Annotated in this window: 27 protein-coding genes; 15 read left to right on the top strand and 12 right to left on the bottom strand. The window is 67.7% G+C overall.

The features are described from left to right. Positions 1 to 939 carry a LysR family transcriptional regulator gene (locus A1D30_RS01820; RefSeq protein WP_063459092.1) on the bottom strand — a complete coding sequence of 313 codons (939 nt, stop codon included), beginning with the start codon at positions 937 to 939 and terminating at the stop codon, positions 1 to 3. Positions 940 to 1,044: 105 nt separating this feature from the next. Here A1D30_RS01820 and A1D30_RS01815 point away from each other — a divergent pair, with 105 nt between their 5' ends. The 5 genes from A1D30_RS01815 (at position 1,045) to A1D30_RS01795 (ending at position 4,260) form a co-directional block, all read left to right on the top strand. After that, complete coding sequence (locus tag A1D30_RS01815; RefSeq protein WP_063459091.1) at positions 1,045 to 1,746, top strand: pirin family protein; 702 nt, start codon at positions 1,045 to 1,047, stop codon at positions 1,744 to 1,746. 49 nt (positions 1,747 to 1,795) lie between these two features. Continuing rightward, a complete protein-coding gene (locus A1D30_RS01810; RefSeq protein WP_063459090.1) occupies positions 1,796 to 2,209 on the top strand; it encodes a DoxX family protein in 414 nt (137 codons plus the stop codon). A gap of 121 nt (positions 2,210 to 2,330) precedes the next feature. Next, entirely contained in the window at positions 2,331 to 2,885 is a 555-nt protein-coding gene (locus A1D30_RS01805; protein ID WP_063459089.1) for a flavodoxin family protein, read from the top strand. 53 nt (positions 2,886 to 2,938) lie between these two features. Further along, a complete protein-coding gene (locus tag A1D30_RS01800) occupies positions 2,939 to 3,346 on the top strand; it encodes an OsmC family protein (RefSeq protein ID WP_063459088.1) in 408 nt (135 codons plus the stop codon). Further along, entirely contained in the window at positions 3,343 to 4,260 is a 918-nt protein-coding gene (locus A1D30_RS01795; protein ID WP_063459087.1) for a pirin family protein, read from the top strand. Before A1D30_RS01800 ends, A1D30_RS01795 begins: the two co-directional genes overlap by 4 nt. Before the next feature lie 32 nt (positions 4,261 to 4,292). On the opposite strand, the gene A1D30_RS01790 is transcribed toward A1D30_RS01795, so the two are convergent. Next, complete coding sequence (locus A1D30_RS01790) at positions 4,293 to 6,707, bottom strand: EAL domain-containing protein (protein WP_063459086.1); 2,415 nt, start codon at positions 6,705 to 6,707, stop codon at positions 4,293 to 4,295. Between the two features lie 172 nt (positions 6,708 to 6,879). Between A1D30_RS01790 and A1D30_RS01785 the strand changes: the two genes are divergently transcribed. Further along, positions 6,880 to 7,668: a transporter substrate-binding domain-containing protein gene (locus tag A1D30_RS01785; RefSeq protein WP_082836258.1), complete on the top strand. Its 789-nt coding sequence runs from the start codon at positions 6,880 to 6,882 to the stop codon at positions 7,666 to 7,668. Between the two features lie 92 nt (positions 7,669 to 7,760). Here the strand turns inward: A1D30_RS01785 and A1D30_RS01780 are convergent, their stop codons facing one another. The 4 genes from A1D30_RS01780 to A1D30_RS01765 form a co-directional block, all read right to left on the bottom strand. Further along, a complete protein-coding gene (locus A1D30_RS01780) occupies positions 7,761 to 8,510 on the bottom strand; it encodes a sulfurtransferase (protein ID WP_063459084.1) in 750 nt (249 codons plus the stop codon). Positions 8,511 to 8,594: 84 nt separating this feature from the next. Then, positions 8,595 to 9,449: a MinD/ParA family protein gene (locus tag A1D30_RS01775; RefSeq protein WP_063459176.1), complete on the bottom strand. Its 855-nt coding sequence runs from the start codon at positions 9,447 to 9,449 to the stop codon at positions 8,595 to 8,597. Between the two features lie 10 nt (positions 9,450 to 9,459). Beyond that, positions 9,460 to 10,233 carry a GGDEF domain-containing protein gene (locus tag A1D30_RS01770; protein ID WP_063459083.1) on the bottom strand — a complete coding sequence of 258 codons (774 nt, stop codon included), beginning with the start codon at positions 10,231 to 10,233 and terminating at the stop codon, positions 9,460 to 9,462. A 103-nt stretch (positions 10,234 to 10,336) separates the two neighbouring features. Then, positions 10,337 to 12,025 carry a SulP family inorganic anion transporter gene (locus A1D30_RS01765; RefSeq protein ID WP_063459082.1) on the bottom strand — a complete coding sequence of 563 codons (1,689 nt, stop codon included), beginning with the start codon at positions 12,023 to 12,025 and terminating at the stop codon, positions 10,337 to 10,339. A gap of 165 nt (positions 12,026 to 12,190) precedes the next feature. Here A1D30_RS01765 and A1D30_RS01760 point away from each other — a divergent pair, with 165 nt between their 5' ends. The 4 genes from A1D30_RS01760 to A1D30_RS26305 all read left to right on the top strand — a co-directional run bounded on the left by A1D30_RS01760 (position 12,191) and on the right by A1D30_RS26305 (position 15,189). Further along, positions 12,191 to 12,685 (top strand): BON domain-containing protein, encoded by a 495-nt coding sequence (locus A1D30_RS01760; RefSeq protein ID WP_063459081.1) that lies wholly within the window; start codon positions 12,191 to 12,193, stop codon positions 12,683 to 12,685. Positions 12,686 to 12,753: 68 nt separating this feature from the next. Next, positions 12,754 to 13,992: a PLP-dependent transferase gene (locus A1D30_RS01755; RefSeq protein WP_063459080.1), complete on the top strand. Its 1,239-nt coding sequence runs from the start codon at positions 12,754 to 12,756 to the stop codon at positions 13,990 to 13,992. 93 nt (positions 13,993 to 14,085) lie between these two features. Continuing rightward, entirely contained in the window at positions 14,086 to 14,949 is an 864-nt protein-coding gene (locus tag A1D30_RS01750; protein WP_242421756.1) for a DUF2189 domain-containing protein, read from the top strand. A gap of 51 nt (positions 14,950 to 15,000) precedes the next feature. After that, the gene (locus tag A1D30_RS26305) at positions 15,001 to 15,189 is read left to right on the top strand and encodes a hypothetical protein (protein ID WP_082836257.1); all 189 of its coding nucleotides are present in this window, start codon (positions 15,001 to 15,003) and stop codon (positions 15,187 to 15,189) included. Positions 15,190 to 15,219: 30 nt separating this feature from the next. On the opposite strand, the gene A1D30_RS01745 is transcribed toward A1D30_RS26305, so the two are convergent. Continuing rightward, a complete protein-coding gene (locus A1D30_RS01745; RefSeq protein ID WP_063459079.1) occupies positions 15,220 to 15,894 on the bottom strand; it encodes an arylesterase in 675 nt (224 codons plus the stop codon). Between the two features lie 15 nt (positions 15,895 to 15,909). Between A1D30_RS01745 and A1D30_RS01740 the strand changes: the two genes are divergently transcribed. The 4 genes from A1D30_RS01740 (at position 15,910) to A1D30_RS01725 (ending at position 19,565) form a co-directional block, all read left to right on the top strand. Further along, positions 15,910 to 16,623 (top strand): ABC transporter ATP-binding protein, encoded by a 714-nt coding sequence (locus tag A1D30_RS01740; protein ID WP_063459078.1) that lies wholly within the window; start codon positions 15,910 to 15,912, stop codon positions 16,621 to 16,623. A gap of 115 nt (positions 16,624 to 16,738) precedes the next feature. After that, positions 16,739 to 17,485, top strand: coding sequence for a 23S rRNA (guanosine(2251)-2'-O)-methyltransferase RlmB (rlmB, locus tag A1D30_RS01735; RefSeq protein ID WP_056644258.1), 747 nt, complete (start codon positions 16,739 to 16,741; stop codon positions 17,483 to 17,485). Between the two features lie 11 nt (positions 17,486 to 17,496). Continuing rightward, positions 17,497 to 18,222 carry an NAD-dependent deacylase gene (locus tag A1D30_RS01730; protein ID WP_063459077.1) on the top strand — a complete coding sequence of 242 codons (726 nt, stop codon included), beginning with the start codon at positions 17,497 to 17,499 and terminating at the stop codon, positions 18,220 to 18,222. Between the two features lie 176 nt (positions 18,223 to 18,398). Further along, entirely contained in the window at positions 18,399 to 19,565 is a 1,167-nt protein-coding gene (locus A1D30_RS01725; RefSeq protein WP_063459076.1) for an ABC transporter substrate-binding protein, read from the top strand. A 50-nt stretch (positions 19,566 to 19,615) separates the two neighbouring features. Here the strand turns inward: A1D30_RS01725 and A1D30_RS01720 are convergent, their stop codons facing one another. Both A1D30_RS01720 and A1D30_RS01715 read right to left on the bottom strand, forming a co-directional pair. After that, positions 19,616 to 20,212, bottom strand: coding sequence for a chromate transporter (locus A1D30_RS01720; protein WP_063459075.1), 597 nt, complete (start codon positions 20,210 to 20,212; stop codon positions 19,616 to 19,618). Continuing rightward, the gene (locus tag A1D30_RS01715; RefSeq protein WP_063459074.1) at positions 20,209 to 20,817 is read right to left on the bottom strand and encodes a chromate transporter; all 609 of its coding nucleotides are present in this window, start codon (positions 20,815 to 20,817) and stop codon (positions 20,209 to 20,211) included. Before A1D30_RS01715 ends, A1D30_RS01720 begins: the two co-directional genes overlap by 4 nt. A gap of 343 nt (positions 20,818 to 21,160) precedes the next feature. On the opposite strand from A1D30_RS01715, the gene A1D30_RS01710 reads away from it, so the two are divergent. Beyond that, on the top strand, positions 21,161 to 22,006 hold the full coding sequence (locus A1D30_RS01710; protein ID WP_063459073.1) for a fumarylacetoacetate hydrolase family protein: 846 nt from the start codon (positions 21,161 to 21,163) through the stop codon (positions 22,004 to 22,006). 38 nt (positions 22,007 to 22,044) lie between these two features. On the opposite strand, the gene A1D30_RS01705 is transcribed toward A1D30_RS01710, so the two are convergent. The 3 genes from A1D30_RS01705 to A1D30_RS01695 all read right to left on the bottom strand — a co-directional run bounded on the left by A1D30_RS01705 (position 22,045) and on the right by A1D30_RS01695 (position 24,315). Beyond that, entirely contained in the window at positions 22,045 to 22,332 is a 288-nt protein-coding gene (locus A1D30_RS01705; protein ID WP_063459072.1) for a DUF6150 family protein, read from the bottom strand. A gap of 216 nt (positions 22,333 to 22,548) precedes the next feature. Beyond that, positions 22,549 to 23,175, bottom strand: coding sequence for a hypothetical protein (locus tag A1D30_RS01700; protein ID WP_063459071.1), 627 nt, complete (start codon positions 23,173 to 23,175; stop codon positions 22,549 to 22,551). Between the two features lie 99 nt (positions 23,176 to 23,274). After that, positions 23,275 to 24,315: an aldo/keto reductase gene (locus A1D30_RS01695; RefSeq protein ID WP_082836256.1), complete on the bottom strand. Its 1,041-nt coding sequence runs from the start codon at positions 24,313 to 24,315 to the stop codon at positions 23,275 to 23,277. Positions 24,316 to 24,371: the final 56 nt, after the last annotated feature.

Below are 24,371 nucleotides of genomic sequence, written 5' to 3'. Positions count from 1 at the left end.
TCAGAAATGATGGTGGTTTTCCAGCAGAGCGCGGCGTGTGGCGGGGCTTTGCAGCTGGTTCAGCCACCACTGCAGCGCCCGGCCGGGCGCGGTGAAGCCCGGGCCGCCCCAGGCGTAGTGCACGCGCACGTTGCGTTCGGGCCGGGCCACGCGGCGCGCCACCAGGCGGCCGGCTTCCACATAGGGGCGCACCATGGGCTCGGGCAAAAAGCCGCCGCCCAGGCCACGCAGCTGCACCTGCACCTTGGCCTGCATGGTGTCCACCGTCAGCACATCCTGCCCGCCCAGCAGGCCCATGGTGGCGCCGCCGCGCGTGGCCGAATCGGCCACGGCCACGGCGCGGTGCTCCAGCAGGGTGGCGTCGGAGATGGGTTCGGGCGCAGTGGCCAGCGGGTGGTGCGGCGCCACCACGTAGATGAACAGCACATCGCCCAGCAAGGCCTGCTGCAGGCCTGCCACGTTGTTGCTCGCCACCGAGACACCAATCGCCAGGTCGGCACGGCCCGAGTTGAGCGCCTCCAGCGTGCCGGTCATGATGCCGTCGCGCAGCTTCAGGCGTGTGGGGGGCTGCATGGCATAGAACGCGTCCACCAGCTCCAGCATGGTGTAGGGCGAGATGATGCCGTCGATGGACAGCGTGAGCTGCGGCTCCCAGCCTGTTGCCACGCGGCGCACGCGGTGGGCCACGGCGTCGATGTCCTGCAGCAGGCGGGCGCCTTCGCGCAGCAGCTCCACCCCCGCCTCGGTGGGGCGGGCCTGGCGTGCGCTGCGGTCGAACAGCAGCACGTCGAGCGCATCTTCAATCTGCCGCACGCGGTAGGTGAGGGCGCTGGGCACCAGGCCCAGTTGCCGTGCGGCGGCGGCAAAGCTGCCTGCCTCGGCAATCACCTGCAGCATGGTCAGCGCATCGGGGGTGAGGACATCGCGGGCGTTTTGCATGGTGGTGCCATGTTAATTCAGATTATTTGAACATTGCCATCAATTCATCTGCCCCCGCAGGCAGGCTTGCAGTCCTACAGTCGAGTCATCAAAGGAGCCATCACCATGCTGACTGTTCGTAAATCGCAAGACCGGGGCCACGCCGACCATGGCTGGCTCAATTCCTTCCACAGCTTCTCGTTTGCCGGGTACTACGACCCCGCCCACATGGGCTTTGGCAACCTGCGCGTCATCAACGAAGACCGCATTGCGCCGGGCACCGGGTTTGGCACCCATGGCCACCGCGACATGGAAATCATCAGCTATGTGCTGTCGGGCGAACTGGCCCACAAGGACAGCATGGGCAACATCAAGGGTATCCCGCCCGGCGACGTGCAGCGCATGAGTGCAGGCACCGGTGTGCAGCACAGCGAGTTCAACCACGCTGCGGGCCAGACCACGCATTTCCTGCAGATCTGGATCGAACCCAATGTGCGCGGCATTCCGCCGAGCTACGAGCAAAAGACCTTTGCCGAGGCGGAAAAGCGCGGCGCCCTGCGCCTGGTGGCATCGCCCGACGGCGCCCAGGGCTCGGTGAAGATCCATGCCGATGCGGCCCTGTACGCAGGCTTGCTGGACGGCGCGGAATCCGCCACGCTGGCGCTGAACCCCACCCGCAAGACCTATGTGCACCTGGTGCGTGGCACGCTGACCGCCAACGGCCAGGCCCTGTCGGGCGGCGATGCGCTGCTGATGGAAAAGGAAACCACCTTGTCGTTGACCGATGGCCACGACGCCGAGGTGCTGGTGTTTGACCTGGCCGCCTGATCTCTGGATCGTTTACTTCTCAACCCTTTTCACTCAGGAGTTCTTCACCATGTTCACATCCCTGCAAAACCCCCTGGCCCTGGCATCGCGCCTGCTGCTGGCCGCCCTGTTCCTGCCTGCGGGCATCAGCAAGCTCACCGGCTTTGCCGGCACCGTGGGCTACATCACCTCGGTGGGCCTGCCCATGCCCACGGTGGCGGCCGCCATTGCGGCGGCGGTGGAAGTGCTGGGCAGCCTGGCGCTGATCTTTGGCGTGGGCACCCGGTTTGCGGCACTGGCTCTGGCCTTCTTCACGCTGGTGGCCAGCTTCTTCTTTCATGCCTACTGGAGTCTGCCCGCCGACAAGCAGATGATGCAGCAGCTCATGTTCTTCAAGAACGTGGGCGTGACCGGCGGTCTGCTGGCCCTGGCTGCGTTTGGCGCGGGTGCCTGGAGCCTGGACGCACGCCGCGCAGGCCGCTGATCCGGCCTGTGTGAATGAATGGGCCTGCAGCCCGCAGGGCTGCAGGTTCTGGCATTCAATCCGCCTTGGTTAGTTTTTTTGTCTTTCGTCGTTCCCCCCTCGTTTCAACAGGAGTTTTCTCATGGCACAGATCGCAGTTGTCTACCACTCGGGTTACGGTCATACACAACGCCTGGCGCAAGCCGTAGCCGAGGGCGCGGGCGCCCAGCTGGTCGCCATTGATGCCGAGGGCAACCTGCCCGAAGGCGGCTGGGAGACGCTGGCCGCCGCCAGCGCCATCATCTTTGGCTCGCCCACTTACATGGCCGGCCCCAGCTGGCAGTTCAAGAAGTTTGCCGATGCCTCGTCCAAGCCCTGGTTCAGCCAGGCCTGGAAGGACAAACTGTTCGCAGGCTTCACCAACAGCGCCAGCACCAACGGCGACAAGCAGATCACACTGGACTACCTGTTCCACCTGGCCATGCAGCACGGCGGCATCTGGGTGGGCAACGGCATGATGCCCGCCAACTCCAAGGCCGCCACGCGCAACGATGTGAACTGGATCGGCTCGTTCAGCGGCGCCATGGCGCAGTCGCCGTCCGACGCCTCGGCCGCCGAGATGTTCCCTGGCGACCTGGAGACGGGCAAGCAGTTCGGCCAGCGCGTGGCCGACGTGGCCCGCCGACTCGACCGTTAAGCCCCCTTTTGGCGCTACAGTGGCGCGCCCCAGCACAACCAGGAGAACACCCCATGGCAGTTGAATTGCGGCGCGTCCCCGGCGCGCCCATGGCCCAGACCGTGCACATCCGCGCGCACGAGCTCGTGGCCGATGGCAGTGTGGAGGAGGGCGGCACCGACAGCGGCCCCAGCCCGCATGACCTGTATGACGCCGCACTGGGGGCCTGCAAGGCGCTCACGGTGCTGTGGTACGCACGCCGCAAGGGCCTGCCGGTGGATGATGTGCAGACCGTGGTCGAGCGCGATGCATCGGCCGAGCGCACGGGCGTCTACCGCCTCGTGACCCGGCTGCAGGTCAGCGGTGACCTCACCGATGCCCAGATCGCCGAGCTGGAAACCGTGGCGCAGAAATGCCCCGTGCACAAGCTGATGACCACGGYGACCACCGAGATCAGCACCTCGGTGGAGCGTGCAGCATGAGCGAAGCGCCCACCTTCCTGCCCCTCAAGGGCCACGCCAAGGACCTGGGCGGTGGCTTCACCGTGCGCCGCCTGCTGCCCGCCGTGCAGCGCAAGGCCGTGGGGCCCTTCCTGTTTTTCGACCACTTCGGTCCGGTGACTGTGTTGCCGGGCGACAGCCACGATGTGCGGCCCCATCCGCACATTGGCCTGGCCACGGTGACCTATCTGTTCTCTGGCGCCATCATGCACCGCGACAGCCTGGGCTGCGTGCAGCAGATCGAGCCCGGCGCCATCAACTGGATGACGGCGGGCCGGGGCATCGTGCATTCCGAGCGGCGCCCCGAAAGCCTGGCAAACCAGCCCTATGTGAACCACGGCATCCAGCTGTGGACGGCGCTGCCGGTGGTGCATGAAGAGGCGGATCCGTCCTTTGTGCACACGCCCGCTGCCGACATTCCCGAGGTGCATGTGGCCGGAGCCGGTGGTGCCGCAGGCGCCACGGTACGCGTGCTCATCGGCACGGCCTTTGGCCAGACCTCGCCGGTGGCCACCTTGTCGCCCACGCTGTACCTGGATGTGCAACTGTCCGCAGGCGCCAAGCTGGAGATCCCGGCGCTGGCGCAGGAAATGGCGGTCTACACGGTGGACCAGCCAGTGCAGCTTAACGGCCAGCCCCTCGATGCGCAGTTGCTGGGCGTGGTGGAGGCCGGGCAGGGTATGCACCTGGCGGCCCCGGCCGACACGGCGGCCCGGCTCATGGTGATTGGCGGTGATGCGCTGGATGCACCGCGCCACATGTGGTGGAACTTTGTGTCCAGCCGCAAGGAGCGCATCGTGCAGGCGGCGCAGGACTGGGAGGCCCAGCGGTTTGACCCGGTGCCGGGCGAGACGGAGTTCATCCCGCTGCCGCCCCAGCGCTTCAAGGCGGACTGAAACCGCCTGCGGCCAGCAGCGCCTTTCAGGCTTCAGGCCTTGACCGTGCCACACCCCTCCTTGAGCAGGGGGATCAGCTCCGCCTCGGGCACGGGGCGGCTGAAGTGGTAGCCCTGCCCCTGGTCGCAACCCAGGCCCTGGAGGATCTGCACATGGCGCGCTTCCTCCACCCCTTCGGCCACGATGGCAAACCCCAGGCTCTGGCCCATGCGCACCACGGCCGAGACGATGGTCACGTCCTGCGTGCTGCGGTGCAGGTCGCGGATGAAGGCCTGGTCGATCTTGAGCGTGTCCACCGGCAGGTTCTTCAGGTATGACAAGGAGGAGTACCCGGTGCCGAAATCGTCGATGGCGATGCTGTAGCCCAGCTCCTTGAGGGCGATGAACTTGCCGGTCACGTCCTCCAGCCCGCTGATCAGCGCGCTTTCGGTCACTTCCAGCTGGATCAGGCGCGGGATGTCGCGGTCTTCGGCGGCGATGGCGCGCAGCGCCTGCAGCAGGCGCGGGCTGCGGAACTGCGCCGCCGCCACGTTCACCGCCACGGGCACTTCGGTGCCCAGCATGTCGCGCCAGCGCCGGGCGGCGGCAATGGCCTCGCGCAGCACCCAGTCGCCGATGTCTATGATCAGGCCGCTTTCTTCGGCAATGGGGATGAAGCTCGCGGGCGGGATGCGGCCGAGCTGCTGGCTTTCCCAGCGCAGCAAGGCCTCCACACCGGCCACCCGGCCGGTCGCCAGGTCCACCTTGGGCTGGTAGGCCAGCCAGAACTCGCCCTGGGCCAGCGCGGTGCGCAGGCCGTTCTCCACGTTCAGCCGCCGCGACGACTCCTGCAGCTGCCGGTCGTCAAAGACACAGTAGGTGTTGCGCCCGAGCTTCTTGGCGGCATACATGCCCATGTCCGCACGGCTCACCAGTTCGGCCGGGGTGCTGCCGTGGTCCGGGAAGAAGCTGATGCCCACCGAGGGCGTGACATGCAGCTGGTAGCCCTCCAGGGTGAACGGGCGGCGGATCTGGTTCATCAGTTCCTGCGCCAGCGCAATGGCCTGCTCGTCACCGCCCAGTTGCGGCAGCACCACCAGAAACTCGTCGCCACCATGGCGCGTGACCCAGGCCGGGGGCATCACACTGGCCTGCAGGCGCAGCGCCAGCTGGCGCAGCAGCAGGTCGCCCACCTGGTGGCCCAGGGTGTCGTTGATGTCCTTGAAATTGTCCAGGTCGATGAACAGCAGGGCCAGGCGGCCCTGGGCTGCCCGCGCGCGGGCCAGATCCTGCGGAAGGTCGCGTGCCAGCTTGGAGCGGTTGCCCAGGCCGGTGAGCGGGTCATGGAAGGCCTGGAAGACGATCTGCCGCTCTTTGTCGATTTCTTCAGAGATGTCGCGCAGCACCAGCAGCAGCACCACGTCCCCCGGGCTGTGCAGGGGCACGGCGTTGAGTTCGGCCACAAAGGCCCGTGCGTGTGCCGGGGCGATGCGCAGCTCGCCACGCACGCGCTGCGGTTTGCCGGACAGGCGGGCCTGCTCCAGCCATTCGCCGCGCGGCTCGCCACTGGCTTCGTCCAGCAGTCGCAGCAGGTTGTGCCAGGGCTGCCCTTGCAGTGCGGGCTCGTCCATGCCCAGCAGGCGCGCTGCGGCACCGTTGGCATAGGCCACCTCCCCCGAGCCGTTGAGGGCCAGCACACCGTCGCTGAGCGCGCCCAGCGTGGCCTCGATCTCCTGCACGCGCGCTCGCAGTGCGTGTTCGGCCCGCAGGCGCAGCCCGGCTTCGGTGGCGCGTTCGGTGTGGAAGCGGTTGAGGGCATCCACCAGCGCGTCCAACTCGTCGGGCTGTGCGCCGCTGGCCCGGCGTTGCAGGCGGATGCGGTCCTGGTGGTCCAGCGGGTTCAGCCCGGTGACGGCTCGCGCCAGGGCCGACAGGTGGCGCATGATGAGCCAGCGCACGATGACCACCAGCATGGCGGCAATGCTCGCGATCTGCAGCAGCTGGGCGATGGCGATGCGCCACGCGGTTTCGGCCTGCTGGGCGCGCAGCGCGGCGTAGGACTCGTACACGCGGATCTCGCCCAGGGGCGGCTGGCCAGCGCCGGGGTGGGTCGGGTCCGCGATGGGGGTGGTCCAGGTGGTGTCGATGGGCGGCACCTCGCCGGGGCGCGAGACCGTCATCAGCGTGCGTTCGCCGTCCAGGATGTCGGCGCGCACGATGGCGCCTTCGCCCACCATGCCGCTGAGCAGGGCACGCAGTCCGGCGTTGTTGAAGTTCCAGAGGCTCTCGCTGAGTGCGGGCAGGTTCTGCTGCACGCTGCGCTGGGCCTGCTCATGGGCCCGTTGCAGCAGCAGGGCCCGCTCTTGCCAGACGGTGACCCCGGTGATGGCGGCAAACGCCACCAGGCTGGCCACAACCACCCAGGCCAGGGTCTTGGCGGTCAGCGAAGAGGGCTTGAAAAAACGCATGGGGCCGTAGGCTGAGGGGGGACCTGCGCCATGACTGCACGGCCGGGTTGTCAGAAGGGCAAGCAATGATCTTGCCAGCGGGGTTGGGTCATTATGTCGGCGCCTGAACATTGACACAACGCACACAGCTGGTTACGTTGTTTTCCTCTGTGGTCAAAAAAAGGAGCACACCATGCGACGCCATCTTTGCCTTCTGTGGGGCTTGCTGCTGGCGTGCGTGGGGGGGGCCAGCGTGCGGGCCGAAACGCTGCGCATCGCCACCGGCGAGCTGCCGCCCTATGCCAGCTCGGACCGGGCCGACCAGGGGATGTCCCTGCACATCGTGCGCCAGGCGTTTGCCAAGGCCGGGGTGCAGGTGGAGTATGTGTTTTTGCCCTGGACCCGGGCCCTGGTCGAGACGCGCGATGGCAAGTGGGACGCCACCGCCGCCTGGGGACGCAATGCCGAGCGCGACAAGGGGTTTCTGGTCAGCGACAACGTGCTGACCGAGCAGTGGCAGATCCTCTATCGCAGCGACCGGAACTTCACCTGGAGCAGCCTGCAGGACCTGGCGGGCCTGCGCATCGGCGTGGTGGCCGACTACAGCTACACCCCCGTGTTCTGGCGCATGGTCAAGGACGGCACCTTGCGCGCAGACGTGGCGCCCGACGATGTGAGCAACCTCAACAAGCTGCTGGCGGGCCGCGTGGACGTGGTGCCACTGGACCGCAACGTGGCCTGCGACCTGCTGGGCGCCAAGTTCACGGGCGAGCAGGCGCACCGCGTGCGGGCGCACCCCAAGCTGTTTGTGCCCGACTTCACGACCCACCTGATGATGAGCGAGAAGCTGCCCGCCAGCGCCAAGCGCTTGGAGGCCTTCAACCGGGGTCTGAAGGCACTGCGCCAGTCGGGGGAGTACGGCAAGATCCTGCAGCAGCAGCCCTGTGCTGCCGATCTGGCGCAGGCGCTGCAGGGTGGCTGAGGAAACAGGTCAAAAATTCAAGCAAAAATGGCCGTTACCGCGCGATGGGCATGGCTTTATAGCTATTGATTTGATAGCTTTTCATTTGGTAGCTATTCGTCGTCTGCCGCGCGCAGGTCTGTGGCCAGCACGGCACGCTCGTCAAACACAAAGCAGCCGCCGTGGTAGTGCGCGCCGTCGGTCAGTTCAAAGTATTTCAGGATGCCGCCCTCCAGCTGGTAGACATGGTGCAGGCCTTCCTCGCGCATGAGGATGGCGGCTTTTTCGCAGCGGATGCCGCCGGTGCAGAAGCTCACCACGGTCTTGTCCTGCAGCTCGGCCTTGTGGGCGCGCAGGGCGGGCGGAAATTCGGTGAACTTGTCGATGCGCCAGTCGATGGCGTTGTCGAAGGTGCCCGCGTCCACCTCGAAGGCGTTGCGGGTGTCGAGCGTGACCACCTCACGCCCTTCGTCGTCATGCCCCTGCGCCAACCAGCGGTGCAGTGTGGCCGGGTCCACTGACGGGGCGCGGCCTTCTGAGGGCCGAATGGTGGGGTGGTCCATGCGGATGATCTCGCGCTTGACCTTGACCAGCATCTTGCGAAAGGGCACCGTGGCCGACCAGCTCTCCTTGGGCTCCAGGTCGGCAAAGCGGGCATCGGTGCGCAGCTGCGCGACAAACCCCCGCACGGCATCGGCCGGGCCCGCCAGAAAGAAGTTGATGCCTTCCTCGGCGAGCAGGATGGTGCCCTTGAGCTGCGCGGCGCCCGCACGCTCGTGCAGCACCTCGCGCAGCGCGGCGGCGTCGGGCAGCGGCACAAACTTGTAGCAGGAGATGTTGAGGACGGTGTGGGTGGTGTTCACGGCAGTAAAAATGCACAAAGGCCCGCTGGCGGGCCTGTGGTTCAGGTTGGCACAGTGGCCAAGGCGCGCCCTGGCATATGCCGGTCAGGCTGCAGGTGACAGCAGCGTGGTCTCTATCTTGTTGGCCAGCTGGGCAATGGCCAGTGCCGCCGGGCAGCCGGGGGTTTGCAGCAGCAGCAGCTGGCGGCGCATCACGGCGTCGCGCACCGAGGGGTCGGCCGGGATATCGCCCATGTGGATCAGGCGCATGGGGCGACCGGATTCGGTGGTGACAAAGCGGTCCAGCACCTGCTGCAGCTGGCTGGTGATGGCGCGGCCATCACCCGGGCGCGCGGCCTGGTTGATGACCATGCGCACATGCTGGCGCTTTTGCTGCATAGCCAGCACCTTGATGGCTGCGTAGGCGTCGGTCAGCGAGGTGGGTTCGGGCGTGGCCACGATCAGCACCTCGGAGGCCAGCGACACCGAGAACAGCACCACATCGGAGATGCCCGCGCCGGTGTCCAGCAGCACCACGTCGTAACGTGGTGTGAGCGCCTGGATCACGCTCAAAAACTGGTTGCGCACCTCGGGCGTGAGGCGCGAATACTCCACCATGCCGGAGCCCGCCAGCAGCACGTCAAAACCGCCGGGGGCGGCAATCACGGCGTCGTCCAGCGCGGCCTTGCCGGTGAACACATCGTGCAAGGTGATCTTGGGGTGCAGGTTCAGCACCACGTCGAGGTTGGCCAGGCCCAGGTCGGCGTCCAGCACCAGCACACGCTGGCCCCGGCGGGTGAGGGCGGCCGCCAGATTGGCGGAGACAAAGGTCTTGCCCACGCCGCCCTTGCCGCTGGTGACCGCAATGATGCGGGCACCATCCGGGGCGGGGGCCGTGGGGGTGGCGGCGCCTGCAGGGGTTGCAGGCGTGGTGGGTTGAGGGGTCAGCGCGTCGCTCATCATCTAACTTTCAGTAGGCGCTGCCTGTGGGGTTGGGGTCCAGCGGAGGCAGGTCGCCCCAACCCGAGGGGGTGTAGAGCGGGCCAAACAACAGGCTTTTCTCTTCGGCACTGACGGTGCTGTCGGGTTGCTCCTCAATGCTGACGCGGTTGCGTCCGGCCGACTTGGCCTGGTAGAGTTGGTGGTCGGCCCGGTCGGTCCAGAGCAGGGTCGTGGAGCGGATCCACTGCATGGCAAAAGCGCCCCCGACACTCACCGTCACGTTCAGATCCACTCCTGGCGAGATCTGGATGGGGTTGTTGGCCACGGCCCGGCGGATGCGTTCAGCCACCACGCGGCCAAACGCCGCCTGGCAGGCGGGCAGCACCACGGCAAATTCCTCGCCGCCATAGCGGGCCAGGGTGTCCATGGGGCGCACACAAGCGCTGAGCGTGCGCGCCACCGACTGCAGCACCACGTCACCGGCCAGGTGGCCATGCGTGTCGTTCACTTTCTTGAAGTGGTCGATGTCCAGCATGAGCAGCAGGGCGGCTTCGCCTGAGCGTGTCACGCGGTCGATCTCGCGCTCCAGCACCGCACGGAAATGCCGACGGTTGGCCAGGCCGGTGAGGGGGTCTTTGAGGGACAGTTCGCACAAGCCGTCGATCAGGCCTTGCAAGTAGCGCGAAGGGACTTCGCGGTGCAACGCTGCTTCGCTGCCGCCGGCCTGAGCCACCAGCGCGTGAGCAGTATCCAGGCGAAGTTCGCGCAGATCTACCAGATGAGAGGCCGCAGAGTCAGACACAAATCGAGCAAAGAGAGTTTGCGCAGTGTACCAGTGGCACGGGCTGGCCAGCGCTTGCCCGGGGTGTAGGTAAAACCCGCGCAGGGGCTTGTCTGGCGCTGTTCTACGCCCTGGGCGTGGGTTCGGGCAACTGCTGCATGGCCACCAGCAGGTCGGCGTCGGTGCGGTACATGGCCAGCCCGGCGCGGGGCTCCAGCAGGCCCGCCTGCCGCAGCACCTGCTCGGCGGGCAGTTTGAGCCCGCTCAAGTGCAGGGTTCCCCCCCGGGATTGCATCAGCGCCAGCAGCTGCGCAAAGGTCTCCACCCCGGTCACGTCGATGCGGTTGATGGGCTGGGCCAGCAGGCACAGGTGCACCACGTCGGGGTCGTGGGCCAGGTGCTCGGCCACCCGCCGCTCCAGTGCGCTGGCCGAGGCGAAGTCCAGCTCGGCATCCATGCGCAGCGCCAGCAGGCGGGGCGCCAGCGGGGGCAGGTGCCACAGGTGGCGGTCGCGCAGGCTGCCATCGGGGTGCAGGCCCACTTCGATGATGCGCGGGTGCAGCCGCTGGTAGAGGAAGTGGCTCAGGTTGACCAGCAGCCCCACCAGCACGCCCCAGTACATGCGCGGCGCTGTGGCCAGCGTCAGGGCAAAGGTGATGCCGCCGATCACGGCCTCGACCCGCGACACCCGCCACAGCCGCAGCAGCGTGCCGGGCTTGATGAGGCTGGTCACGGCCGTGACCACCACCGCTGCCAGCACCGACTGCGGCACGTGGTACAGCGCGGGTGTGAGCCACAGCAGCACTACCAGCACCAGACTGAGCGCAAACAGCGTGGCCCAGCCGCTTTTGGCGCCGGCATACAGGTTGATGGCCGAACGCGAGAAGGACGCGCTGGTGGCGAAGCTGCCGCACAGGCCGCTGCTGATTTTGGCCAGACCCTGGCCGATCAGGTCCTGGTTTTCGTTCCATTGCTCGCCCGAGCGTTGGCTTTCAACCTTGGCGCTGGATGCCGTCTCCAGAAAACTCACCAGCGTGACCACCAGCACCGGCATCACCAGGGCCGAAAAGCTGGACCAGGGCAGGGCGCCCGGCCAGTACGGGGCGGGCAGGCCCGAGGGCAGGGTGCCGACCACCGCGCCACCTGCGTCGGCATACCCCAGGGCCCAGCTCAGTGCGCCCGCCGCCCCCACGACCACGATGGCGGCCGGAAAGTTGGGCCGCCAGCGGCGTGCCAGCATCAGCAGCGCCAGGCTGCCCAGCCCGAAGGCGGCCGCCGTCAGGTCAAACAGGCCGGGCGAGGGCGTGGTCAGCAGGGTGCTCCACTCTGCGGCCCTGAGACCGGTGAGTGCACCCAGCTGCGAGCCCAGAATCAGCAGCGCCGCCGCCTGCGTAAAACCGTTGAGCACGGGCGAGGTCACCAGGTTGAGCAGCCAGCCAAACCGCGCCAGCCCCATCACCAGCTGCAACAGGCCCGACAGCATGGCCATCCACGCCGCCATGGCCACCCACTGGGCACTGCCAGGCTCGGCCAGACCCGTGAGCGACGCGCCAATCAGCAAACTGGTGAGGGCCGTGGGCCCCACGCCCAGCCGGGTGGAGGCGCTGAACAACACGGCAATCAGCGCCGGGATCAGCGAGGCGTAGATGCCCGTGACCAGCGGCATGCCTGCCAGCGCGGCATAGGCCACGCCTTGGGGCACCAGCATCAGCCCCACGGTCATGCCGGCCCAGAACTCGCCTTTGAGCAGGTGGCGGTCGGGGCGGGGCCAGGCGAGAAACGGAAACCAGCGGGTCAGCGACGGCGAAATCATGGCCCGATTGTCGCGTGTCAAGGCGGGGGTGATGCCTTTGGCACGGGCAACGCCCCGGCAGAGCCGCCCGGCACCGTCCTACAGGCACTTCGGCCCTGTCCGACCCGCAGGCCTTGGGGGGCTGCCTACAGTGGGGCCCATGTTCCAACCTGAAGGAGTCACGACATGAACAACGCGAAAACAACCAGCTTCCACCCCGCCCACCGCGTCGCCAGCCTGCTGGCCGTGAGCGCCCTGGCCCTGGGCCTGGCCGCCTGCAACAAGACCGAAGAACCCACGGTGGGCCAGCGGCTCGACTCCGCTGTCGAGAAGACCGAGCAGGCTGCGGCGGACGCCCGCGCCAAGGCCGAGGCCGCCATGCAGAGCGCTGAAACCAAGATGGAGAAGGGCGCTGCCAGCGCAGAAGCCACAGCCAAGCAGGCCGCCGACACCGCCAAGGGGGCGATCGACGACGCCACCATCACCGCCCAGGTGAATGCGGGCCTGGCCAAGGACCCCGACCTCAGCGCCGTCAAGATCAATGTGGACACCGTGAACGGCAAGGTCACGCTGAACGGCCCTGCACCTTCCACCGTGGCCCGTGACCGTGCCGAGACCATTGCCAAGGCGGTCAGCGGCGTCACCTCGGTGAACAACCAGCTGGTGGTAAACGCCAGCTAAACCTGCGGCAATCCGCGGCAGCCCACATGCACCGCGTCGCCCAGGCTGGCCCCGGGCGGCGCGCTACCATGGCCGCCATGAAAGACCACGACACCGATCTCGCCACCCGCATCGTCCACCACGGCTACCTGCCACCCGCCGGTTTTGAAGCCCCCCAGCCCGGGGTCTACAAGGCGTCCACCGTCATCTTCCCCAACGTCGCAGCCATGCGCTCGCGCGAGTGGAAGGACAAGAGCGGCTACACCTACGGCCTGCATGGCACACCCACCACCTTCATTCTGGAAGAGCGCCTGTGTACGCTGGAGGGCGGCCTGCAGTGCGTGCTGGTGCCCAGCGGCCTGGCCGCCATCGCCAACGTGGGGCTGGCCCTGCTCAAGCCCGGCGATGAGGTGCTGATCCCGGACAACGCCTACGGCCCCGGCAAGGATTTCGCCAACGGCGAACTCGCCCGTTTTGGCATCACCCATGTGTTTTATGACCCCCTGGACCCGGCCGACCTGGCCGCGCGCATCACCCCCGCCACCCGGCTGGTGTGGCTGGAGGCGCCGGGCTCGGTGAGCATGGAGTTCCCCGACCTGTGCGAGCAGGTGCGCATCTGCCGCGCGCGGGGCGTGACCACGGCGCTGGACAACACCTGGGGCGCAGGCCTGGCGTTTGCGCCGTTTGACCTGACCGGCGACGGCAGCCTGGGTGTGGACATCTCGGCCCATGCGCTCACCAAGTACCCCAGCGGCGGCGGCGACGTGCTCATGGGCAGCGTCATCACGCGCGACCTGGGCTTGCACATGAAGATCAAGCTCACCCACATGCGGCTGGGCCTGGGCGTGGGGGTGAACGACGTTGAGGCCGTGCTGCGTGCGCTGCCGAGCATCGGCCTGCGCTACCGCGCCCATGACGAAGCCGCCCGCGTGCTGGCGCGCTGGCTGCAGCAGCAACCGGCCATTGCGCAGGTGCTGCACCCCGCGCTGGAAGGCGCCCCCGGCCACGCGCACTGGAAGGCCCTGTGTGGCGCGGCCCAGGGCGGGCAGGGCGCGGCGGCGGGTTTGTTCAGTGTGATGATCGATGCGCGCTACACCCAGCAGCAGGTGGATGCGTTCTGCGACGGCCTGCGCCTGTTCAAGCTGGGCTACAGCTGGGGCGGCCCCATGAGCCTGGTCGTGCCCTACACCATTGGCAGCATGCGCAGCCGCCCTTCGCCGCAGTTGCAGCCGGGCACGCTGGTGCGTTTTTCCATCGGGCTCGAAGCGGTGGAAGACCTGCAACGCGATCTGCAGCAGGCCATGGAGCGGGCCTTCCCCGCCGCCTGAACAGCATTGGCTCCGCAGCCCGGCGGTGGATGCCGCCCGGGATACGGGCTTTCCTCAGTGGCGCGGCCGAACGGGCGGGCTTAGTGTGGCGGCATGACCGTGACATCCTCCAAGCCCGCGCCAGACGCACTCAGCACGCCAGACCCGTCGGAATCCCAGCACGCCGAGGCCATTGCCAACCGCGTAAAGGCCCAGACGGCCCAGCCCGTCGAGCTGCAGCCGCTGGGCCTGGCCGATCCCTTCCGGTGGCTGCTGCGGGGCCTGGGCGACGTGCGCGCCGCGCCGGGCATTGCGCTGTTCTATGGCCTGTGCTTCTGGGGCATGGCGGTGGTGCTGGGCTGGGTGTTCCGCACGCGGCCCGAATACACCATGTCCATGGCCAGCGGCTGCCTGCTGCTGGGGCCGTTTCTGGCCATGGGGCTGTATGACACCAGCCGCCGGCGCGAGGCGGAGCTGAAGCCGCAGCTCAGCGAATCGCTCACCTGCTGGGACAGCCACATGGGCAGCATGGGCATGCTGGTGCTGGTGCTCGTGGTGCTGGAGCTGCTCTGGGGCCGCGCGTCGCTGGTGGTGTTTGCGGTGTTTTTCAACACCGGTATGCCGTCCACCACCGGTGTGCTGCAGGCGGTGTTCAACGCGCAGAACTGGAGTTTTGTGGCGGTGTACGCCGTGGTGGGGGGCGTGTTCGCCGCGCTGGTCTTCTCCACCTCGGTGGTGTCCATCCCCATGATCCTGGACCGCGACACCGATGCCCTCACCGCAGGCATCACCAGCATGCGCGTGGTGCTGGAGAACCCTCTCGTCATGCTGCTGTGGGGCGCGCTCATCACCACCATCGTGGCGGCATCGCTCTGGTTCTGGGGCGTGGGGCTGCTGCTGGCGGGCCCGGTGCTGGGCTTTGCGAGCTGGCATGCCTACCGCGCATCCGTCGTGCCGCTGCGGCCCGCTGCGGCGTGACGGGCAGGAGCATGCTGTTACAGTGGGCCTCTACTTCAGGAAGCAATTACCTTGGCAACACCTAACTACGGATACGAAAAGCGCCAGCGCGAACTCGCCAAAAAACAGAAAAAAGAAGAGAAGCTGAGGGCCAAAGCGCACCGCAGGCCGGATGAGCCGCACGGAGACCAGCCCGCTGACGACCAGCCTGCGGGTGATGCGGCTGCCCCCGGCCAGCCTGGGGGCCCCGCCAGCGCCTGACAGCCTGGAGCTGCCTGGGGCTGTTTATCTTCAGCGCAGCAGCTTTTTCAGTTCCGGCCACACGTTGGCCAGCATCTGCGGATGCGCCTCGGCGCGCGGATGGATGCGGTCAGGCTGGAACAGGCGGGTTGGGTCTGGCTCATCCGCCACCCCTTTCAGCAGAAAGGGCACCACGGCCGCCTTCTGGGTCTGCGCCACGGTGGCAAACAAACCTGCAAACTTGTTCGCGTAGTCGGTGCCATAGTTCGGCGGCACCTGCATGCCCACCAGCAAGACCTTGGCGCCTGCTTTTTGCGCGGCCTGGGTCATCCAGGTCAGATTCTCTTCGGTGTTTTTGAGCGGCAGGCCGCGCAGGGCATCGTTGCCGCCCAGCTCAATGACCACATGCGTGGGCTTGTGCTGGGCCAGCAGCGCCGCCAGGCGGGAGCGGCCGCCCGAGGTGGTTTCGCCGCTCACGCTGGCGTTGACCACGGTGACATTCAGCTTGTCCTGCGCCAGTTGTTTTTCCAGCAGTGCCACCCAGCCGGTGCCGCGCGCCAGGCCATATTCGGCGCTGAGCGAGTCGCCCAGCACCAGCAGCAAAGGTGCGCGCGCAGGCTGTGCCGGGGCCTTGGCCTGGGCGAGGGCGGCGGGGGCACAAAGCCCCACCAGCGCGCCGGTGGCTGCGCTCACGATAAAGTGGCGCCGACGTAGGTATCGAATCAAAGCAAAAGTCCTTTCATGTCCGAATCCTCCCCACTGCCGCAGGCATCGTCCGCAACCCCCATCATCGCCGTGGAGCATGTCTTCAAGTCGGTGACCGATTCCACCGGCACTCTCGACATTCTGCGGGATATCGATTTCCGCCTGGCCGCGAGGGAAACCGCCGCCATCGTGGGTGCCTCGGGCTCGGGCAAAAGCACGCTGCTGTCCATCATCGCGGGGCTCGATACCCCCACGCGCGGCACGGTGCGGCTGGACGGGCATGACCTGTTCGCCATCGACGAGGACGAGCGCGCCGCGCTGCGTGCGCAGAAGGTGGGCTTTGTGTTCCAGAGCTTCCAGCTCATGGGCAACCTCACGGCGCTGGAGAACGTGATGCTGCCGCTGGAGCTGTCCAATCGCCCAGAGGTGCGCAAAAACGCACGCAAGGCCGCCACCGAGATGCTGGCCCGCGTGGGCCTGGGCCAGCGCCTGTCGCACTACCCCAAGGTGCTGTCGGGCGGCGAGCAGCAGCGCGTGGCCCTGGCGCGAGCCTTTGTGGTGCAGCCCGCCGTGCTGCTGGCCGACGAGCCCACGGGCAGCCTGGACTTTGCAACGGGCGAGACCATCATGCGGCTCATGTTCGAGCTGAACCGCGAGCTGGGCACCACGCTGGTCCTGGTCACCCATGACCGCGCCATCGCTGCGCAGTGCGAACACCGCATCACCATCGACGCGGGGCGTGTTGTTTGAGAAGGCAAATTTTTTTGAGATTTTTTGGCCTCTACCGCGCGATGGTATTGCCTTGATAGCTATTAAATCCATAGTGTGAAGCGGGGCGGCCCCCTGGCCAGCGGATAATCCCCGCATGTCCAGCCCCAAAGTTCTCTTCGGCTTCCACGCCGTGGGCGTGCGTCTGAAGACCGCGCCAAAGTCCATCATCGAGATTTACTACGAAGCCACGCGCCGCGATGCGCGCATGCGCCAGTTTCTCGACCGCGCCCGCGAGGCCGGTGCCCGCCTCATCGAAGCCGACAGCGTGCGCATCGCCAAGCTGGCAGGCAGCCACGGCCACCAGGGCGTGGCTGCGCGGGTCGAGCCCGTGAAGGTGGCCACCTCGCTGGATGAGCTGCTGGAAGACCTGGAAGCCGCTGGCATCGAGCAACCCCTGCTGCTGGTGCTGGACGGCGTGACCGACCCGCACAACCTGGGCGCCTGCCTGCGTGTGGCCGATGGCGCGGGCGCGCATGCTGTCATCGCCCCCAAGGACCATGCCGTGGGCATCAACGCCACCGTGGCCAAGGTGGCCAGCGGCGCGGCCGAGACCATGCCGTACTTCATGGTCACCAACCTTGCGCGCACCCTGAACGAACTCAAGGAGCGCAACATCTGGTGCATCGGCACCAGCGACGATGCGCCCAAGACCATCTACCAGGTGGACCTGAAAGGCCCCGTGGCCCTGGTGCTGGGCGCCGAGGGCGACGGCATGCGCCAGCTCACGCGCAAGACCTGCGACGAGCTGGTCAGCATCCCCATGAAGGGCGCGGTGGAAAGCCTGAATGTGTCCGTAGCCAGCGGCGTGTGCCTGTACGAGGCCCTGCGCCAGAGGACCTGACCCGCACAGCCATGCTGGAGACGGTTCAAGGCTGGGTACACGAAGCAGGGCACATCGCCGTGCTCACCGGCGCAGGCGTGAGCGCCGAATCGGGCGTACCCACCTTTCGCGACGCGCAGACCGGCTACTGGGCGCAGTTCCGCCCTGAAGACATGGCCACCGAAGAGGGCTTCCGCGCCCACCCCCAGCGCGTGTGGGACTGGTACCAGTACCGGCGCGGCCTGCTGGCCGACGTGGTGCCCAACGCCGGGCACCATGCACTCGCCCGCTTTGCGCAGCAGCATCCGGGCAGGCTCACCCTGATCACCCAGAACGTGGACGGCCTGCACCAGCGCGCAGGCAGCCCCGGCGTGTTGTGCCTGCACGGCGACATTGCTAGCAACCGCTGGCTCGACACCCCCCGCCCGTGCTGCCACCTCGACCATGCCGTGGCCGGGCACCCGCCCCATTGCGACCGCTGCGGCAACCTGGTGCGGCCGGGCGTGGTGTGGTTTGGCGAGGCCTTGCCCTGGGCCACGCTCCAAGCCGCCGAGAACGCCGCCCGGCAGTGCGACCTGATGCTGGTGGTGGGCACCGCCGGTGCGGTCTACCCCGCAGCGGGCCTGGCGCACCAGGCGCGGGCAGCGGGTGCCCAGGTGGTGGTGCTGAACCCCGCACCCAGCGCGCTGGACGACACGGCGCACGCGCTGTTGCGCGGCACGGCTGCCAGCGTGTTGCCGCAACTGCTGGGCAGCTGACACCAGCGCCCCGTAGCGTGCTCCGGGCCCCGCTCTAGGCCCTGGCAACCCGGCTGGCTCGGTGAAAACCCCCGGTTTGGGGCCCGTGCGGCGGCTTTTGTCGCGCAGCGGACAGTGGGCGCGCGCGGTGGCCGGTAGCCTGCGCCACTTTTATCCATTCAGGCCCCCGCACCACCATGAGCCGTCGTCAATTTCTGCTGCGCGCCACCCAGGCTGTCGCTGCCACCGGTCTGCCCACCTGGGCCCACCACGCCCTGGCCGCTGAAGAAGCGCTGACCGCCCGCTCCATCACCCTGGGCTGCTCCATCGCGCTCACCGGCCCGTTGGGCCAGGCCGGCATCGAGCAACTCGCAGGCATGAAGGCAGCGTTTGCCGAGGTGAATGCCGCAGGCGGCGTGCATGGCCGCGAGATCCGAGTGGATGCCAAGGACGACGGCTACGTGGCCGCGCGCACGCTCAAGAACGTGACCGAAATGATCGAGGCGCAGTCGATGTTTGCGCTGATCTCGCCCCTGGGCACGGCCAACACCGCCTCCATCCTGCCGCTCGTCGAGTCCAAGGGCATCCCCACCGTGGGCCCCGTTACGGGCGCCACCTCGCTGCGCGCGCCTGGCAACAAGCATGTGTTCTTCCTGCGCCCCACCTACCGCGAGGAAACCCAGCGCCTGGTCAAGCAGATCGTGGACATGGGCCTCAAGCGCATTGCCGTGGTGTACCTGGACAACCCCTTCGGCAAGGAAGTGCTCAAGGACATGTCCGCAGCGCTCGATGAAATCAAGGTCGAGCGCGGCGGCGAATTTGCGCTGGCCGTGGACGGCAAGAACGGCGCCGAGCTGGCCGACAAGGTGGCCGCCGAGCGCCCCGGTGCCGTGCTGCTGGCCACCACGGGCACGGCCAACACGGCCTTTGTGCAGGCCTTCCGCGCCAAGGCGCAGGGTGTGCCGCTGGCGGGCCTATCGGTGACGGTGATCTCGTCGGAACTGCCCAAGCTGGCCGCATCCACGCGCGGCCTGGCACTGGTGCAGGTGTTCCCCGACGCCAACTCGCAAAAGTCGGTGGTGGTGCGCAAGTTCCAGAGCACCCTGAAAGCCACCGGCGGCGACGCCGCTTACCTCAACAGCGGCAGCGCACTCGAAGGCTGGCTCAACGCCCAGATCATGATCGAGGGCCTGAAAAACGCAGGCAAGGAACCCACCCGCGAGCGCCTGCGCGCAGGCCTGGCCAGCATCCGCGCGCTGTCGTTTGGTGACTTCAACGTGGGCTTTGGCAACAAGGCGCCTTACATCGGCTCGGACGCGATTTATCTGGCCGTGTATGCGGAGAACGGGCGCCGCATCAGCTGATCCGGCCCCGTTTCACGCAGGGGTGCCTAGCGCGGCACCTCTGCCACCGGCTACACCCAGCCCAACGCCCCCAGCACCGCCCCCGCGCCCAGCATCCACAGCAGGTGCAACTTGGTGCGCCACACCAGCAGCACAGTGGCGCCGCTCAGCAGCCACAGGGGCCAGGCCTCGGCGGGGCCGCCGTGGGCGCGCGCCAGCACCCACGAGGTGGCCAGCAGCAGGCCAATCACCACTGGCGCCATGCCTTGCTTGAAGGCGCGCACGCCCCGGCGTTCGCGGTTGCGGTGGCCCCAGCGCGTGGCCAGCCAGGTGAGCAGGCTGCTGGGCAGCATCACGCCCAGCATGCACACCGCCATGCCCAGGGCGCCCAGCAGCCAGCCCGCCACGCCGGGGCCGCCCGCGTTGATGCCCACGTTCCAGCCCAGCAGGGCGATGAAGAGCACGTTGGGGCCGGGGGCGGCCTGGGCGATGGCGATGGAGGCGTTGAACTGCGGGTCGGTGAGCCAGGCCTGGCGTTCGACCAGAAAACGGTGCATGTCGGGCGCGGTGGCAATGGCGCCGCCCACGGCCAGCAGCGACAGCGACATGTAGTAGAGGAACAGGTTCAGCCAGTCCATCGGGCTGAGCGTGAGGGCGAGGCTGTTCATGGTGCGAGCTTCCTCCAGGTCAGCACGCAGGCCGCGCCGCCAATCACCGGCAGGATCCACCAGAGCGGCCAGCGCAGCACCACCATGGCCACGATGGTCAGCGCCAGGAAGGCCACGCACAGCGGGCGGCCTAGCGGGTGACTTTTGATGGAGGTGAACAGCTTGATGGCCACCCCGGCGATCAGCCCGGCGGCCACCGCACCCATGCCGCGCAGCGCACCGGCCACGGCCGGGTGGCTGGCAAACTGCGCATAGACCACGGCCAGGGCCAGCACCAGGATCAGCGGAAAGGTCAACATGCCCGCCAGCGCCGCAAACGCGCCGCGCAGGCCAAAGTAGCGGTCGCCGATCATGATGCTGAGGTTGACCACGTTGGGGCCCGGCATGATCTGCGCCACGGCCCAGTCCTCGACGAACTCCTCGTTGGTCATCCAGCGTTTTTTCTCGACCAGCTCGCGCTGCACCACGGCCAGCACGCCGCCAAAACCCTGCAAGGCCAGCCAGGTGAAAGACCAGAACAGGTCGGACGGGTTGCGCGGCTGGGGCCGGGGAGGCGGCTCGGGGGAGGCGGGGGGCGCGGAGGGCAGGTTGGCGGCAGGGGCCATGGTGAATAGTGCTAAAAATGGCCGTTACCGCGCGTCTGTATTGCGGTAATAGCTATCAAATCAGGAGTATTTGGTGGGGCGGCCTTGGGTAGCGCGCCCCGTGCGCCATGTTACGCGTGCTGCGCGGCGGGCGAGGGCTGCGGGTGGGGCGCTGGCGTCGCGTTGTGGCAAGGCAGGGGCGGTGATTTGCGTCTGCACAGGGGGTGGCAGGCCGCTATGCTGCGCAATGGGCGCAGCGGGCAGCGCAAGGCACCTGCCCATTTTTTGCCGGGTGCCGGACACCTGATGCCTGCGCAGCCCCTCCATCGATCACCCACAAGACCATCCACCAGGACTCCCCGCCATGAAACTCATCCGCTACGGCCAGCCCGGCGCCGAACGCCCCGGCCTGCTCGACGCCACCGGCACGCTGCGCGACCTGTCCATGCTGCTGCCCGACATCGGCCCCGCCCAGCTCAACCCGCGCACCCTGTCGGCCCTGGCCGCCATCGACGCGAGCCGCCTGCCGCCTGTCTACGGCACACCGCGCCTGGGCAGCCCGGTGGGGGGCGTGGGCAAGATCGTGTGTGTGGGGCTGAACTACGCCGACCACGCGCGCGAGGCCGGTCTGCAGCCCCCCGCCGAGCCTGTGCTGTTCATGAAGGCCGTGACGGCGCTGAGCGGCCCCCACGACGATGTGCGCATCCCCGCCGGCGCGGTCAAGACCGACTGGGAGGTGGAGCTGGGCATCGTCATCGGCACCCGCGCGCGCAATGTGGCCAAGGCGCAGGCGCTGGAGCATGTGGCGGGCTATGTGCTGGCCAACGATGTGTCCGAACGCGCCTGGCAGATGGAGCGTGGCGGCCAGTGGGACAAAGGCAAGAGCCACGACACCTTCGCCCCCATCGGCCCCTGGCTGGTGACCGCCGACGAGGTGGGCGACCCGCACGCCATCGATCTGTGGCTGGAGGTGAACGGCCGCCGCGTGCAGAACGGCAGCACCCGCAACTTCATTTTTGATGTGCCCACGGTGGTGTCGTACATCAGCGAGTTCATGACGCTGGAGTCCGGCGACCTGGTCCTGACCGGCACCCCCGCCGGCGTGGGCCTGGGCCAGAAGCCCGCGCCCTGGTTCCTGAAGCCCGGCGACGTGATGCGCCTGGGCGCGACCGGCCTGGGCGAGCAGGTGCAGAAGTGCGTGGGGGGTTGAGCTGAGCTGACTGCCCAGGTGGGTTACGTCTAGCCCGCCTACTTGCCCAGCTTGCCGATCAGCAAGTGGTCCTTGGTGTTCCAGCCCGCCTCCTCGGGGGTCGCCACCTTGAAGATCGTCAGGTCTGCCAGGCTGGCGTGCTTGACGCGGAGGATCTTGAAACTGGCCTGGTTCGCATAGGCCACCATGAACCAGATCGCGTCGCCGCTGGCCTGCGCGGGGTAGTGCACCTCGTGCCAGCACAGGTCGGCCTGGCTCTTGTGGGCCACCTCGCACACGCGGGCATCGGCCTGGTGCTCATACTTCACTTCCAGGATCTTGGCCATGGGCGTCCTTTGCTGGGGTTCAGGGGAGTCCGGTGGTCTGCCCGTTGGGCAAACCCTGTAGCCGCAGTATCCGGGCTGGGCTTGCACGGCGGGGCGCTGACCGTACGGTGCGCTGGGGATTTGAACAGAAAACCCCGCTTGCGCGCTATGGTCATGGGTTGATAGCTACTGATTTCGCAGCGGTGCGGAGTTTGGTCCGTAGCCCAACCAGCACCGTCAGTCCTCCACCTGCAACGACTCCACCCACACCAGCTCGCACGCGCGGGCGCCCGAATCGCTGCGGGTGAGCGAACTGGTCCAGCGCCAACCGCTCGCATGGCTCACCTCCACCAGCTTGCCGGTGATGCGCACCCACTGCCCCTTGCGGACCTTCCCCAGTGCGCGCTCCACTGTGGCGTCGGCCGCAATCATGTGCATGTTGGCAGACGACTCGATGATCTCCTGCAGCGGGATAGGTGGCTGGTCGCGCCAGGAATAGCGGTACCAGCGGCTGCCCTGGGAAATGTTGAGCAGCCCGTACACCGCCGGGTCGGCCATGCGCTGCCAACCCAGCGCCAGGTCGGTGCGCGACAGGTCTGCCTCCCTGCCCAGCACATAGTCCTCGCGCGACAGCACCCGCGCCCGCACGGCAAAGTTCGCCAGCGGCTTGATCTCGTACCCCTGCCGCACAAACGGCGCATCGCGCGTGGCAGTCTGCACAGGGCTGTCGGCAAACGGCTGCTGTTGTGTGGTGCCCACCGGGCTGCGCAGCCGCTGGTCGGCCCGGTGCACCCGCAGCTTCTCGATGGCAAAAAACGCGATCAGCAGCGCGATGGTGATCTTGAAGACGGTGGAGAGGCTCATGGTGCGGCGGGCCGGGCAGAGGGGCGTGGTGGCACCGGATTGTGCGCAGAAGCGGCGGGTGCGCCAATCGGTCGCCGAAGGCGCACCCTGAATCGGTCCTCAGGCCGTGGCAGAGGCTTCGATCCCCACCCAGCCCGCCTCCGTGTAGCGGGCCCCCGCCACCTGGCCCGGTGCAAACAGAGCGTCCAGCGCATCCATCACTTCGGCGGGCAGCGTGGCCTGCGCCGCTGCCAGGTTCTGCTGCAGGTGCTGGCTGCGCCGGGTGCCGGGGATGGGCAGCACATGCGGATGGCGGTTAAGCATCCAGGCCAGCGCTAGCGTGGTCACCGGCAGGCCTGCGGACTGCGCCAGTTGCGCCAGGCCTTGCTGCAGGCTGCGGTTGGCCTGGCCCTCGGCGCCATTGAAGCGCGGCAGCGCCCGCCGGAAGTCGTCGGGGGCCAGGGCATCCAGCACGGGCGGCTGGTCGGTCAGGAAGGCCCGGCCCAGCGGGCTGTAGGCCACAAACGCAATGCCGAGCGCCTGGGCGGTGGGCAGCACGGCCTGCTCGGCGCCGCGCTCCCACAGCGAATATTCGCTTTGCACGGCCGCCACCGGGTGCAGTGCGTGGGCGGTGCGCAGGCTCTCCGCACTCACCTCCGACAGGCCCACGGCCGCAATCTTGCCCGCGCGCACCAGGTCCGCCAGGGTGCCCATCAGGTCTTCGAGTGGCACGGCCGGGTCGCGGCGGTGGCAGTAGTACAGGTCGATGCGCTCCACGCCCAGGCGCTGTAGCGATGCATCGCAGGCCTGGCGGATGTAGGCGGGCGAGTTGTCAATGCGCCGCTCGTAACGGCCGGGCTCGCGCACGATGCCGAACTTGGTGGCCACCGTGACCTCTGCGCGCTGGCCGGGGGAGAGTTCATGCAGAAAGCGGCCCAGCAGGGATTCGTTGTGGCCAAACCCGTAGGCGTCGGCCGTGTCGAAGTGATTCACGCCCAGGCCGTGCGCCATGTGCAGCGTGGCCAGCGATTGCGCATCGTCGGTCTGCCCGTAGAACTCGCTCATGCCCATGCAGCCCAGCCCCAGCGGGTGGACCTGGCGCTGCCCGAGCGGGCGCGGCAGCGGGTGCGTGTTGTTGGAGGGATTGTTTGGTTCGGCCATATGGTTCCTTGGGGTGGTGGCGGGTGCCTGCAACAAAGAGGTGGATGTTCTTCCTG

Source organism: Acidovorax sp. GW101-3H11 (genome assembly GCF_001633105.1).
Taxonomy (GTDB): domain Bacteria; phylum Pseudomonadota; class Gammaproteobacteria; order Burkholderiales; family Burkholderiaceae_C; genus Acidovorax.
The sequence above is the reverse complement of the archived record's forward strand: the minus strand, read 5'-3'. Positions and strand labels throughout refer to the sequence as shown.

Excerpts from the sequence above, each read along its gene's own strand:
- A1D30_RS01820 (WP_063459092.1), bottom strand. The coding sequence starts at position 939 with ATGCAAAACGCCCGCGATGTCCTCACCCCCGATGCGCTGACCATGCTG.
- A1D30_RS01815 (WP_063459091.1), top strand. The coding sequence starts at position 1,045 with ATGCTGACTGTTCGTAAATCGCAAGACCGGGGCCACGCCGACCATGGC.
- A1D30_RS01810 (WP_063459090.1), top strand. The coding sequence starts at position 1,796 with ATGTTCACATCCCTGCAAAACCCCCTGGCCCTGGCATCGCGCCTGCTG.
- A1D30_RS01805 (WP_063459089.1), top strand. The coding sequence starts at position 2,331 with ATGGCACAGATCGCAGTTGTCTACCACTCGGGTTACGGTCATACACAA.
- A1D30_RS01795 (WP_063459087.1), top strand. The coding sequence starts at position 3,343 with ATGAGCGAAGCGCCCACCTTCCTGCCCCTCAAGGGCCACGCCAAGGAC.
- A1D30_RS01790 (WP_063459086.1), bottom strand. The coding sequence starts at position 6,707 with ATGCGTTTTTTCAAGCCCTCTTCGCTGACCGCCAAGACCCTGGCCTGG.
- A1D30_RS01785 (WP_082836258.1), top strand. The coding sequence starts at position 6,880 with ATGCGACGCCATCTTTGCCTTCTGTGGGGCTTGCTGCTGGCGTGCGTG.
- A1D30_RS01775 (WP_063459176.1), bottom strand. The coding sequence starts at position 9,449 with ATGAGCGACGCGCTGACCCCTCAACCCACCACGCCTGCAACCCCTGCA.
- A1D30_RS01765 (WP_063459082.1), bottom strand. The coding sequence starts at position 12,025 with ATGATTTCGCCGTCGCTGACCCGCTGGTTTCCGTTTCTCGCCTGGCCC.
- A1D30_RS01760 (WP_063459081.1), top strand. The coding sequence starts at position 12,191 with ATGAACAACGCGAAAACAACCAGCTTCCACCCCGCCCACCGCGTCGCC.
- A1D30_RS01755 (WP_063459080.1), top strand. The coding sequence starts at position 12,754 with ATGGCCGCCATGAAAGACCACGACACCGATCTCGCCACCCGCATCGTC.
- A1D30_RS01750 (WP_242421756.1), top strand. The coding sequence starts at position 14,086 with ATGACCGTGACATCCTCCAAGCCCGCGCCAGACGCACTCAGCACGCCA.
- A1D30_RS01740 (WP_063459078.1), top strand. The coding sequence starts at position 15,910 with ATGTCCGAATCCTCCCCACTGCCGCAGGCATCGTCCGCAACCCCCATC.
- rlmB (WP_056644258.1), top strand. The coding sequence starts at position 16,739 with ATGTCCAGCCCCAAAGTTCTCTTCGGCTTCCACGCCGTGGGCGTGCGT.
- A1D30_RS01730 (WP_063459077.1), top strand. The coding sequence starts at position 17,497 with ATGCTGGAGACGGTTCAAGGCTGGGTACACGAAGCAGGGCACATCGCC.
- A1D30_RS01725 (WP_063459076.1), top strand. The coding sequence starts at position 18,399 with ATGAGCCGTCGTCAATTTCTGCTGCGCGCCACCCAGGCTGTCGCTGCC.
- A1D30_RS01720 (WP_063459075.1), bottom strand. The coding sequence starts at position 20,212 with ATGAACAGCCTCGCCCTCACGCTCAGCCCGATGGACTGGCTGAACCTG.
- A1D30_RS01715 (WP_063459074.1), bottom strand. The coding sequence starts at position 20,817 with ATGGCCCCTGCCGCCAACCTGCCCTCCGCGCCCCCCGCCTCCCCCGAG.
- A1D30_RS01710 (WP_063459073.1), top strand. The coding sequence starts at position 21,161 with ATGAAACTCATCCGCTACGGCCAGCCCGGCGCCGAACGCCCCGGCCTG.
- A1D30_RS01705 (WP_063459072.1), bottom strand. The coding sequence starts at position 22,332 with ATGGCCAAGATCCTGGAAGTGAAGTATGAGCACCAGGCCGATGCCCGC.
- A1D30_RS01700 (WP_063459071.1), bottom strand. The coding sequence starts at position 23,175 with ATGAGCCTCTCCACCGTCTTCAAGATCACCATCGCGCTGCTGATCGCG.
- A1D30_RS01695 (WP_082836256.1), bottom strand. The coding sequence starts at position 24,315 with ATGGCCGAACCAAACAATCCCTCCAACAACACGCACCCGCTGCCGCGC.